This is a genomic window from Bradyrhizobium sp. YR681 (genome assembly GCF_000282615.1).
Classification (GTDB): Bacteria; Pseudomonadota; Alphaproteobacteria; order Rhizobiales; family Xanthobacteraceae; genus Bradyrhizobium.
The window spans coordinates 1-11,188 of record NZ_AKIY01000334.1; the positions used below are offsets into that span (position 1 = coordinate 1).

The following is an 11,188-nucleotide window of genomic DNA, read 5'->3' on the forward strand; positions in this document are numbered from 1 at the left end:
TCGCTGCGCTCGCGATGACGGAGCAAGAGCAACAGGCACGAATAATAAGAGGGATTCAAACGATGTTTGAAACGAGCCTGCTCAAGAACAAGCGCATCCTCGTCACCGGCGGCGGCTCGGGCCTCGGCGCCGCGATGGGACGCCGCTTCCTCAGCCTAGGCGCCGAGCTCGTGATCTGCGGTCGCAAGCTCGACCGGCTTGAAGCGACCGCGAGCGAGATGCGCGCGCACGCGGGCGGCAAGGTCACCACCATCGCCTGCGATATCCGCGACGGTGCTGCCGTCGATGCCATGATGGACGCGATCTGGCGCGAGGCGCCGCTCGACATCCTCGTCAACAACGCTGCTGCAACCTTCATCGCACAGAGCGAGCATCTCTCCTTCCGCGCCGCCGATGCGATCCTGGCGCCGACGCTGCATGGCGCGATGTATTGCACGCTCGCCGCCGGCAAGCGCTGGATCGAGAACAGTCACAAGGGCGTCGTGCTCTCGATCCTCTCGACCTCGACCATCACCGGCCGTGCCTTCACCGTGCCCTCCGCAATGGCGAAATCGGCGGTGCTGGCGATGACCAAAAGTCTTGCGGTCGAATGGGGTCCGAAGGGCATCCGCACGATCGCGATTGCGCCGGGGCCGTTCCTGACATCAGGCGCATCGGGCCAGCTCCGCCCGGAGGGACGCGACGAAGGCTGGAGTGCGCGCAATCCAATGGGGCGCACCGGCGAGCACAGCGAGCTTGCCGATCTCGCCAGCTTCCTGGTCTCCGACCGCGCCGGCTACATCAACGGCGAGATGGTGGTGATCGACGGCGGCGCGCATTTGCGCAGTTCCGGCGCCGAGGACCTGCTCGGCTGGACCGACGCGCAATGGTCCGAGCAGCGCGCCGCGCGATCCAAGGGATGACGAACCGGTTGACCAGCTAACTGCCTTCCCAAATTGGACTTTCCCCGTTATCTCTGCCGCGGGGACAAAGCGCGGCCGGGCCATCTTCCAGTCACAATATTGAGGGAACCACTCCAGCATGTGGCGGGTGCTATTTTTGGCTTTGATGATGGGCGTGGCGGCGTGGGGAATCACCGATTCCGCACGGGCACAGACGGCGCAACCGGCGCCCAAGGCTGCACCAAAAGAGGCTGCACCGAAGCCGGCGGCGCCCGTGGGGAATACGGCTGCGAAGACGCCCGCGAAACCCGAGAGCAAACAGGCGGCCCCGCCCGCAGCAGTTGCGGGCGGCGCGGAGCCGACCCTGATCGGCCAGTTCGGCACCTGGGGCGCCTATTCGGCCACGCCCAATGGCAAGAAGGTCTGCTTTGCGCTGGCAAAACCCTCCTCGTCGAAGACCAATCCGCCGAACCGGCCGCGCGATCCCGCCTATGCCTTCGTCTCGACCCGGCCGGCGGAGAAGGTGAACAACGAAGTCTCGGTCATGATCGGCTATGCGCTGAAGCCGGGCTCGGAATCCTCGGTCGAGGTCGGCGGCGCCGCCTTTGCGATGTACACACAGGGCGACGGCCTCTGGATCAAGAACGCGGCCGAGGAGGAGCGGATGGTCGAAGCCATGCGCAAATCCGCCGATCTCGTGGTCAAGGGCGTCTCGGCCAAGGGGACGGAGACGACCGACACGTTTTCGCTGAAGGGCCTCGCCCAGGCGCTCGACCGGATTTCGCAGGATTGCAGGCGTTAAGGCTGCGGGCGAGAAGGTCGCAATCGGCCGTTCCGGTTGCTATATAGGGGCGGTTCCAGATTTTCGCCGTCATGGATGCCCCGGGTCAAGCCCGGGCATGACGAGTTTAGACCGCAGATCCTAGGCCCATAGATGCAACCGACGACCGAGCCGCACAACGCGATCCTGGTGGAGAAGACTCCGCTCGAAACCTATGTGCCGCCGGCGAGGCCGTCGCTGATCGGCCTGTCGCGCAGCGAGCTTGCCGACCGCCTCGGCGAGATCGGCGTTGCGCCCGCGCAGCGCAAGATGCGGGTGCAGCAGCTGTGGCACTGGATGTATTTCCGCGGCGCCCAGAGTTTTGACGACATGACCTCGGTCTCGAAGGGCATTCGCGCCGAGCTCGCGCAGCACTTCACGGTCGACCGTCCCGAAGTCGTGGCCGAGCAGATCTCCAACGACGGCACCCGCAAATGGCTGCTGCGCCTGCCGAGCGGCGACAATGTTCAGAAGGCGCATGAAGTCGAGTGCGTCTACATCCCCGAGACCGATCGCGGCACGCTCTGCGTCTCCTCGCAGGTCGGCTGCACCCTGAACTGCTCGTTCTGCCACACCGGCACGCAGCGCCTGGTGCGCAACCTCACCGCAGGCGAGATCGTGGGCCAGATCATGGTCGCACGCGATCGTCTCAATGACTGGGCCGATCGCGAGGACGGCACGCGCCGCGTCACCAACATCGTGATGATGGGCATGGGCGAGCCGCTCTACAATTTCGATGCGGTGCGCGATGCGCTGCTGATCGTCGGCGACAACGAGGGCATCGGCATTTCCCGCCGCCGCATCACGCTGTCGACCTCGGGCGTGGTGCCGAACATCGTGCGCGCCGGCGAGGAGATCGGCGTCATGCTCGCGATCTCGCTGCATGCGGTGCGCGACGAGCTGCGCAACGAGCTGGTGCCGCTCAACCGCAAATATCCGATCAAGGAGCTGCTGCAGGCCTGCCGCGACTATCCCGGCGCCTCGAACGCGCGCCGCATCACCTTCGAATATGTGATGCTTAAGGGCGTCAACGATTCGCTCGACGACGCCAAGCTGCTGGTGAAGATACTCAAGGGCATTCACGCCAAGATCAACCTGATCCCGTTCAATCCATGGCCCGGCACCGCCTATGAATGCTCGGACTGGGACCAGATCGAAAAATTCTCGGAATACATCTTCAACGCCGGCTATTCCTCGCCGGTGCGCACCCCGCGCGGCCGCGACATCCTCGCCGCCTGCGGCCAGCTCAAGTCGGAAACCGAAAAACTCTCGGCCCGCGAGCGCCAGGCGCTGCGCGCCATGGCGATGACGGATTGATGGATCATGCTCGCGCTCTCGCATCCTCGTCATTGCGAGGAGCGTAGCGACGAAGCAATCCAGACTGCCTCTGTGGACGTATCTCTGGATTGCTTCGCTGCGCTCGCAATGACGACAACGGTGGCTCTCCCGGCATGTCCCTGATCGGCCGCCTCATCGTCATCTTCATCGGCTTTCTCGCCGCCTGCTTCGTCGGCGGCATGATCGTGGTCGTCGCGCTGCTGTTTCCGGAGTTCGCCGATCTCGGCGCCGGTCCCGTCGATCAGGGCACGATCGACATCCTGCTGGGCTTCGGCTTCATCTTCGTCTCGGGCTTTGCGCTGGTGCCGGCGGCGGTGATCGTCGCGATCACCGAGGCGCTCTACATCCGCAGCGCGCTGGCCTATGCCGCCGGTGGCGGCGTCGTCGGGCTCGCCTGCTATCTCGGCCTCGTTCCCTTTCATTCCGACACCTTCCAGTTCGAGGGCATCGTACGGCGGCATCTTGAGATCATGACCGGCGCGGGCATCGCCGCCGGATTCGTCTACTGGCTGATCGCCGGCCGCAACGCCGGCGCCTGGCGCAACCCGCCGCCCCCGCGCAATCCGCCTCCGCCGATGCCGTCGAATTCAAGGCCGGATGCGCGGTGAGCCGCGACGGAATCCGGGGTTTTCATCCTCCCGCCACTCCGCTAAACCGCGCGCCATGAACCGGACTGGACTCTTTATCGGCCTGGCGCTGTGGCTCGTGATCGGCGTCGTTTTTGGCCTCTATCCCGAGCTCGATCTCAAGCTCGCCGCGCTGTTCTTCGACCCCCGGACGAAGACGTTTCCGCTCAAGCTGAATGAGTGGGCGGGCGTCGCGCGCGATGCTGCCATGTGGATTGCCTGGGCCTTCGCGCTGCCGTCGCTCGTGGCCCTCGTGGTCAAGATGATCAGGCCCGACCGGCCGCTGATGGTGTCGGGGCGCGCGATCATCTTCCTGCTGGTGACGCTGACGCTGTCGGCCGGCATTTTGACCAACCTCACCTTCAAGACCTATTGGGGCCGTCCGCGCCCGGTGGTGGTGACGCAGTTCGCCGGCGACCAGCAATTCGTGCCGTGGTGGGACCCGCGCGGCGATTGCGCGCGCAACTGCTCGTTCTTCTCGGGCGAGGGCGCGACCGCGTTCTGGACCCTGGCGCCGGCCGCGCTGGCGCCGCCGGCGTGGCGACCGCTCGCTTATGCCGGCGCCGTCATCTTCGGCCTCGTCACCAGCGGGCTCCGCATGGCTTTCGGCGGCCACTTCTTCACCGACGTCTCGATCGCCGGCCTCGTCACCTTCGTCGTGATCTGGTTCGCCTACGCAATGATTTACCGCTGGCCGCGGACCCGGTTCTCGGACGAGGCGGTCGATGCCGCCCTGACCCGGCTCAACATGCCCGCCTACCGCCTGCGCCAGCGCCTGTTTGGCCGCAAGACGGGGGCCGAGCCCTCGGTTTGAGCCAATAAATGCGTGCCGAGGCGGGTGAAATTTGATATTCGCGCGGTCAAGTTCGCACCCTCCCTCAGCCCCTTGAGACCCGATTGGAAGCCCCATGACCACGATCCTGAAAAGCCTGCCCAAGGGTGAGAAAGTCGGCATCGCTTTTTCGGGCGGGCTCGATACCAGCGCAGCACTGCTCTGGATGAAGCAGAAGGGCGCGCGCTGCTACGCCTATACCGCCAATCTCGGCCAGCCCGACGAGGCCGACTACAACGAGATCCCGCGCAAGGCGGAAGCGTTCGGCGCCGAGAAGGCCGTGCTGGTCGATTGCCGCATGCAGCTGGTCCATGAAGGCATCGCCGCGATCCAGTCCGGCGCCTTCCACATCTCGACCGGCGGTATCACCTATTTCAACACCACGCCGCTCGGGCGTGCCGTCACCGGCACCATGCTGGTCGCGGCAATGAAGGAAGACGGCGTCAACATCTGGGGCGACGGCTCGACCTTCAAGGGCAATGACATCGAGCGCTTCTACCGTTACGGGCTTTTGACCAATCCGTCCTTACGCATCTACAAGCCCTGGCTCGACCAGCAGTTCATCGACGAGCTTGGCGGCCGCGCCGAGATGTCGGCGTTCATGACCGCGCAAGGCTTCGCCTACAAGATGAGCGCCGAGAAGGCGTATTCGACCGACAGCAACCTGCTCGGCGCCACGCATGAAGCAAAAGATCTCGAAAGCCTCGACAGCGGCATCAAGATCGTCAACCCGATCATGGGCGTCCCGTTCTGGCGCGACGACTGCGCCGTCAAGGCCGAGAAGGTCGTGGTGCGTTTCGAGGAGGGACAGCCGGTCGCGCTGAACGGCCAGACCTTCTCTGATCCCGTCGCGCTGTTCCTCGAAGCCAATGCCATCGGCGGCCGCCACGGCCTCGGCATGAGCGACCAGATCGAGAACCGCATCATCGAAGCCAAGAGCCGCGGCATCTACGAGGCGCCGGGCATGGCGCTGCTGCACATCGCCTATGAGCGTCTCGTCACCGGCATCCACAACGAGGACACCATCGAGCAGTACCGCATCAGCGGCATGCGGCTCGGCCGGCTGCTCTATCAGGGCCGCTGGTTCGACTCGCAGGCCCTGATGCTGCGCGAGACCGCGCAGCGCTGGGTCGCACGCGCCGTCACCGGCGAGGTGACGCTGGAGCTGCGCCGCGGCAACGATTATTCGATCCTCAACACCGAGAGTCCGAACCTCACCTATGCCCCCGAAAGGCTCAGCATGGAGAAGGTCGAGGACGCGGCCTTCACGCCGGCCGACCGCATCGGCCAGCTGACGATGCGCAATCTCGACATCGCCGACACCAGGACCAAGCTCGGTCTCTATTCGAAGACCGGTTTGCTCTCGGGCAGCGAAGGCTCGCAGATCTTCAAGCTCGAGAACGACAAGGGCTGATGCCTTCGTAGCCCGGATGGAGCGCAGCGAAATCCGGGGCCTCTCGCCAAGTCGATAGATTCCCGGATTTCGCTTCGCTCCATCCGGGCTACGAGTTCGCGCCGTGTTGCCACGTCGCGTACAATCGCCAAAACAAAAATGGCCGGGATTGCTCCCGGCCATTTTGCGTTTGTGGCTATCGCCTCAGCGCGGCGGCGCGGTGCCGGGCGGGGGTGGCGGCAGCGAGGCCTGGCCGCCGTTGAGCAGCGGCGTGATGTTGCGGACGGTGACGCGCCGGTTGATCGCGCTCGGCCCCTGCGTCTGCTCCTTCAGGTACTGCTCGCCATAACCCTGCGAGGTCAGATTCTCCGCAGGCACACCGAACTGCTGGGTCAGCAATTCGGCTGCGGACTGCGCACGGCGGTCCGACAGCGACAGATTGTCGACCTCGTTGCCGACGGCGTCGGTGTGTCCCTCGATCAGGAACACCACGCGCGGGTTGGCCTGGATCGCACGGTTGAGGCCGTCGGCGATCGCTTGCAGCTTCGCCGCCTGGTCCGGCGGGATCGTCCACGAACCCGTCTCGAAGGTGATCGTGTTGACGTCGATGCTCGGCATCTGCATGCGAACATTCGGGCTGTAGCGGATCTCGTCGAGCGTGTAACGCCGATCGATCCGCTGCACCGGCGGTGCCTCCATGGTCTGGTAGATCACGTCCGGCGAGGCCTCCTGGGCATCGACGATGTAGCGATCATAGGGAATGTTCACGACCGGCGGCGGCGCGTCGACATAGAAGCCGCCGACCGACTGCGGATCGCGGTAGCTGTTGTCGATGATGATGATCTCGCGGCCGCGGGGATCCCTGCGGATTCGCCGCAGCAAGCGACCGTCCGGACCGACCGTTGTGATGATCTCGCTGCCGTCGGGACGGATCACGACGGTGCGGGTCTCGCCGCCGACGGTGTCGGTGCGGATGTCGCGGGCGCCATAGCGGAAGCGATAGAGATCGTTGCCGCGGACGTAAGCCTGCCCGCCCGGATCGCGGATGATGATGCGATCCGGCTCGGTGTAGACCGTGCGGCCGCCTTCGACGCTCTCGCGTCGCTGGTTGTGCAGGTCGGCGATGGTCGCGCCGATCACGGCGCCGCCGACGACGGCCGCGCCGATCGCGAGCGGCGTCAGGTCACGCTGCTGCGGCCGCGGTGGCGGTGGCAGCGGCGTGGTCGTCGTCGGTGCGGCGCGGAAGGCGGGGGCAACGGTCGGCGGCGCGTATTGCGCCCTGCCGGGCGGCGGTGCTGCGGCGGCCGAGCCCGAGACGGTGCTCGGTGCCGCGACGCCGGCGGGAGGTGCCGGCGGCCGGGGCGGGGCACCCGCCTGCGGCTGGGCCGGCGGAGCTCCGGCGGCGGGCCCGCCCGCAGGAGGCGTTCCACCCTGACGTCCGGGCGGAGGCGTCACAGCGCCGCCGGGAGCCGGTGTTGCCGTTGGCAGCGGAGTTGCGCCAGGTGCCGGTGTCGGGGGCGGAGCGGTCGTCGCACCTGGTGCTGCACCTGGAGCCGGCGATCCAGCCGGAGGCGTGCCGGGACGTCCGCCGCCGGGCGGCGGTCCACCGGCGCGTCCCCCTGGCGCTGCGCCAGGCGTGGCACCTGGGGCCGGCGTTGCGGTCGGTGCAGGTGTTGCGGTCGGTGCGGGTGCGGTGGTCGGCGGTGCCGCCGGGCGCGCAGCGGGGCCTGCGGGAGCCGGGGCCGGTGTTGCCGTGGGTGCTGGCGTTGTCGCAGGCGCGGGCCGCGCCGCAGGAGGAGCCGCAGCGGGCGGCGGCGTGGGAGCCGGACGCGCAGCCGGAGGTGGCGGTGTCGGTGCGTGCTGCTGCGGAGCCGCAGCCGGAGGCGGCGACGGTTGCTTCGGAGCCGACGGCGGTGGGGGCGGCGGCGGAGGTGCCTGACGCGTCGGAGCTGGCGGAGGCGGCGGTGTCGGACGTGACGGCGCGGCAGCCGGCGGCGGAGCGGGAGGATGCGGAGGTGCGGCTGTCGGCGGCGGCGCGGCGGGACGTGCAGGCGCTGCAGGCGGTGCTGCGGCCGGGGGAGGCGGCGCTGCCGGACGCGCAGCGGGCGGCGGTCCCTTCGGCGCTTCCTTCGGAGGCTGCTTCGATCTGTCGTTCTCTGGCGGTTGTGTCTGCGCCTGCGCAACGACGAGCGGCGAAGCGCTCTGCGCATGCGATGCGGTGTTTGCCAATTGCATCGCGGTCAGAGCCGTGGTCGCAAGCAGCACGAAACGAAGGTTGGTCATGGTGGTCAACTTCCCCGGAAGGTTCTTTGACAAAGTGTTGGGATGAACGGCTACGCGTTAGGCCGGATTGTGGCGGGCGAAGCGGTCGCGGCCCGATTTATTTCTGCATGCAAATCACGTCACTATGGCGACGTTCATTGCGCATTCAGACGCTGGTTGCAATCGCCGGATAGGTGATGGTTCTTCTCATGCGAAATCCCGCGGCGAACTCGCGTCCGTCGCAGGATTTGGCGTGAGCGGTCCGTTCGGTCCGCGTGATGGAATCTCTTCAGGCGTTTGGCCCGGCAGTTCGTCGGGCCGTGGTGATTCGCCGGGCTCGCGCACCGGCGGTGCGATCTCCGGCTGCGGACTGCCCGGCGGAATTCCAGGTGGCGGCTCGGCCGGTGTGCCGGGCGTCGATGGCGGAATCTCGGGCGGTTCGATCGGCATTACAGCGACACCTTGCGGTTCTCGCCGATATCGGGGCGCGTGTTGGTCACCGCAGCCGCCGCCATCTTCACATAGGAGATCACCGTCCCCGGCGAATCCCAGAATTCGGCGTCGTCAGGCGTGATCTTGAGCACGCGGATGTTCGGATCTTCCGCGCTGTCCCACCATGCCTTCGCCGGCGTCGAGAACAGCTCCTTGATCTTGGCGCGGTCGTTGGAGACCACGGCGGTGCCCGTCAGCGACACATATTTCTGGCTGCTGGCATCTGCGAAAGACAGATTGATCGACGGATTGCGTTCGATCTCCTCATCCTTGTGACGGCGCGCGTCGGTGAGGAAATAGATCGTGTTCGCGCCACGATCCAGAGACGCGCTCATCGGCCGCGCGCGCAGCTTGTCGCCGTCGCGCGTGACCAGCATTGCAAATCCGATCTTTTTCATCAGATCCCAGACGCGATCCGTGTCGCGCGCATTGTCGTTGGCCATATCGTGCTCCTTCTTGCAAGCAACGATAACGGCGTCCGGGATGCGATGTTCCTGCCGGAGGATGGAACCGGTCTATTCCGGCGTATGGCAGACGGGCCTCGATGTTGTGGCCGTCGGGGTCGAGCACGAACGCGCCATAGTAATTCGCATGATAATGCGGGCGGATGCCGGGCGCGCCGTTGTCGCGGCCACCGGCAGCCATCGCCGCCTTGTAGAAGGCGTCGACCGTTGCGCGGTCCTTGGCGAGAATCGCGATATGCACCGGCTTGTTCATTGCGCCTTCGGCGCCGAACCAGAGGTCCGGCTTGCCGTTGGCACCGAAGCCTGCGGCCGCGGCGTGGCCGCTCTGCTCCGGCGTCACTTCCATGACCAGGCTGTAGTCGAGCGGCGCCAGCGCCTTGGCATAGAACGTCTTCGCGCGCTCGTAGTCGGAGACGGAAAAACCCAGATGATCGATCATCGCATCTCTCCCTTGCTGGCCGTCAGCGCGACAGGAACGTGTTGCTGCGCGTCTTGCGCGCGATCGCAAAACCGCGCGCGACCATGTCGGCAATACAATCCTGCTGCCATTCGTTTTGTGACAGATGCTCGATCACCACCGCGCGCGGCCACAGCGTTTGCGGCGCGTCGCGGAAGAAGCCGATCAGCACACGGTCCTCAAAACCCTCGACGTCGATCTTGAGTGAATCGACCTGTGTGACGCCGGCCTCGTCGAGAATGCGCGTCAGCCGCAGCGACGGCACCCTGATGGCTTCAGCGCTGGCGGTGCCGGTGACCACATGGGTGGCGCCGAGATTGCCGCCGCCGCTCTCGATCATCAGCTCGCCGTCGCTGTCGCCCGCGGCGGCCTGGACCAGACGAACTTGTGTGGCTTTCGATGCGGCGTGGTTGAACGAAAGACGTCCAAAGGTCAGCGGATGCGGCTCGATCGCGACAACCTTGCCCGTGGGCCCGACCTGCCGCGCCATCACCAGCGCAAACGTGCCGACATTGGCGCCGACGTCGACGAACACCCCGCCCACCGGGGTGTGCTGGCGCAGGAAGTCCAGCTCATCGAGATTGTAGTCGGGGTTGAACAGCGCGCCGCGCTCGGTCGCGCTGCCCTGGTGGTAGAAGCGAAACGAGGCGCCCTGATATTGCACGTCGAGCGGGCCGCCGCGCAGCAGATTGACCAGCCGCGACATCCACGGCCGGAACGCGCCGCGCTTCAGCCCCGATCGTTGTGCAAGGCGAATGATCGCAGCCTGCGCCGCATTCGGCGCACACGCGCCGAACGGCGCGGATGATGGGGCGTTGTCGGGCGTCAAGCAGGCGGTCCTCGTTGCAGGCGGCGCATGCATAGCCGGTTTTGCCGGGGACTCCAACGCTACGGGAAAAGAATGTAGCCCGGATGGAGCGCAGCGAAATCCGGGGCTCTATCCGAGCGGCGAGACTGCCCCGGATTGCGCTTCGCTCCATCCGGGCTACGGCAGTTCACGCCGCCTTCTTCGGCGCCGCCTTCCGCTGCCGCAAAAATCGCCCGAGCAGCTTGCGCTTGCCCTTGCGCGGGATCAGGTCGATGTCGCTGACGAGCTTTGCGCCGCCCTTGCGGCGCTCCAGCACGATCTTGCGGCTGTGGAACGCCTCCAGCTCGACACGATGGGCGACGCTGACGATGGTCGCCTTCGGCAGCTCGTCGGTGACCATCTGCATCATCTTGTCCTGGCTCTTCTCGTCGAGCGCGGAAGTCGCTTCGTCGAGCACGACGATATCGGGGTTGTGCAGAAGCAGCCGCGCAAAGGCGAGGCGCTGCTTCTCGCCGCCTGACAGCGTCTGGTCCCACGGCCCGTCTTCCTCGATCTTCTCCTTGAGATGGTCGAGGCCGACCTTGTGCAGGGCCTCGCCGATCTCCTCGACGGTCCAGTCGTCCTCGGCGCCGGGATAGGCAACGGCGCGGCGCAACGACCCAGACGGCACGTAAGGCCGCTGCGGCAGCATGAACAGCCGCCGGTCGGGATGGAAATTGACGCTGCCGCCGCCCCACGGCCAAAGGCCTGCGATGGCGCGCACCAGCGTGCTCTTGCCGGTGCCGGATTCACCCGCGACCAGCAGCCGCTCGCCG

11 protein-coding genes and 1 pseudogene are annotated in these 11,188 nt (G+C 66.2%); 6 read left to right on the plus strand and 6 right to left on the minus strand.

The annotated features are described in order from the left end of the window. The first annotated feature begins 62 nt into the window (after positions 1 to 62). The 6 genes from PMI42_RS36220 to argG all read left to right on the plus strand — a co-directional run bounded on the left by PMI42_RS36220 (position 63) and on the right by argG (position 5,911). Positions 63 to 902, plus strand: coding sequence for an SDR family oxidoreductase (locus PMI42_RS36220; RefSeq protein WP_008144737.1), 840 nt, complete (start codon positions 63 to 65; stop codon positions 900 to 902). Positions 903 to 1,020: 118 nt separating this feature from the next. Next, positions 1,021 to 1,683, plus strand: coding sequence for an invasion associated locus B family protein (locus tag PMI42_RS36225; protein WP_008144738.1), 663 nt, complete (start codon positions 1,021 to 1,023; stop codon positions 1,681 to 1,683). Between the two features lie 132 nt (positions 1,684 to 1,815). Continuing rightward, the gene (rlmN, locus tag PMI42_RS36230; protein ID WP_008144740.1) at positions 1,816 to 3,018 is read left to right on the plus strand and encodes a dual-specificity RNA methyltransferase RlmN; all 1,203 of its coding nucleotides are present in this window, start codon (positions 1,816 to 1,818) and stop codon (positions 3,016 to 3,018) included. Between the two features lie 134 nt (positions 3,019 to 3,152). Further along, on the plus strand, positions 3,153 to 3,647 hold the full coding sequence (locus PMI42_RS36235) for a hypothetical protein (RefSeq protein ID WP_008144741.1): 495 nt from the start codon (positions 3,153 to 3,155) through the stop codon (positions 3,645 to 3,647). 55 nt (positions 3,648 to 3,702) lie between these two features. Continuing rightward, positions 3,703 to 4,479, plus strand: coding sequence for a phosphatase PAP2 family protein (locus PMI42_RS36240; protein WP_008144743.1), 777 nt, complete (start codon positions 3,703 to 3,705; stop codon positions 4,477 to 4,479). Between the two features lie 94 nt (positions 4,480 to 4,573). Then, positions 4,574 to 5,911 (plus strand): argininosuccinate synthase, encoded by a 1,338-nt coding sequence (gene argG, locus PMI42_RS36245; RefSeq protein ID WP_008144746.1) that lies wholly within the window; start codon positions 4,574 to 4,576, stop codon positions 5,909 to 5,911. Between the two features lie 183 nt (positions 5,912 to 6,094). Here argG and PMI42_RS38330 read toward each other — a convergent pair whose 3' ends face one another. The 6 genes and pseudogenes from PMI42_RS38330 to PMI42_RS36275 all read right to left on the minus strand — a co-directional run. Beyond that, on the minus strand, positions 6,095 to 8,173 hold the full coding sequence (locus PMI42_RS38330) for an OmpA family protein (RefSeq protein WP_081502996.1): 2,079 nt from the start codon (positions 8,171 to 8,173) through the stop codon (positions 6,095 to 6,097). Between the two features lie 186 nt (positions 8,174 to 8,359). After that, the gene (locus tag PMI42_RS40585) at positions 8,360 to 8,602 is read right to left on the minus strand and encodes a hypothetical protein (RefSeq protein WP_081502997.1); all 243 of its coding nucleotides are present in this window, start codon (positions 8,600 to 8,602) and stop codon (positions 8,360 to 8,362) included. After that, positions 8,602 to 9,087 (minus strand): pyridoxamine 5'-phosphate oxidase family protein, encoded by a 486-nt coding sequence (locus PMI42_RS36265; protein WP_008144751.1) that lies wholly within the window; start codon positions 9,085 to 9,087, stop codon positions 8,602 to 8,604. Before PMI42_RS36265 ends, PMI42_RS40585 begins: the two co-directional genes overlap by 1 nt. Before the next feature lie 72 nt (positions 9,088 to 9,159). Further along, a pseudogene (locus PMI42_RS38340) lies at positions 9,160 to 9,547 on the minus strand (VOC family protein). Between the two features lie 22 nt (positions 9,548 to 9,569). Further along, positions 9,570 to 10,394 carry an FkbM family methyltransferase gene (locus PMI42_RS36270; protein WP_008144754.1) on the minus strand — a complete coding sequence of 275 codons (825 nt, stop codon included), beginning with the start codon at positions 10,392 to 10,394 and terminating at the stop codon, positions 9,570 to 9,572. A gap of 166 nt (positions 10,395 to 10,560) precedes the next feature. Continuing rightward, on the minus strand, positions 10,561 to 11,188 hold a 628-nt coding region (locus PMI42_RS36275), incomplete at its 5' end, for an ATP-binding cassette domain-containing protein (RefSeq protein ID WP_008144757.1).

Bases quoted from the DNA above. Each gene is read 5' to 3' on its own strand.
- PMI42_RS38330 (WP_081502996.1), bottom strand. From the start codon at position 8,173: ATGACCAACCTTCGTTTCGTGCTGCTTGCGACCACGGCTCTGACCGCG.
- PMI42_RS36235 (WP_008144741.1), top strand. From the start codon at position 3,153: ATGTCCCTGATCGGCCGCCTCATCGTCATCTTCATCGGCTTTCTCGCC.
- rlmN (WP_008144740.1), top strand. From the start codon at position 1,816: ATGCAACCGACGACCGAGCCGCACAACGCGATCCTGGTGGAGAAGACT.
- PMI42_RS36225 (WP_008144738.1), top strand. From the start codon at position 1,021: ATGTGGCGGGTGCTATTTTTGGCTTTGATGATGGGCGTGGCGGCGTGG.
- argG (WP_008144746.1), top strand. From the start codon at position 4,574: ATGACCACGATCCTGAAAAGCCTGCCCAAGGGTGAGAAAGTCGGCATC.
- PMI42_RS40585 (WP_081502997.1), bottom strand. From the start codon at position 8,602: ATGCCGATCGAACCGCCCGAGATTCCGCCATCGACGCCCGGCACACCG.
- PMI42_RS36220 (WP_008144737.1), top strand. From the start codon at position 63: ATGTTTGAAACGAGCCTGCTCAAGAACAAGCGCATCCTCGTCACCGGC.
- PMI42_RS36240 (WP_008144743.1), top strand. From the start codon at position 3,703: ATGAACCGGACTGGACTCTTTATCGGCCTGGCGCTGTGGCTCGTGATC.
- PMI42_RS36265 (WP_008144751.1), bottom strand. From the start codon at position 9,087: ATGGCCAACGACAATGCGCGCGACACGGATCGCGTCTGGGATCTGATG.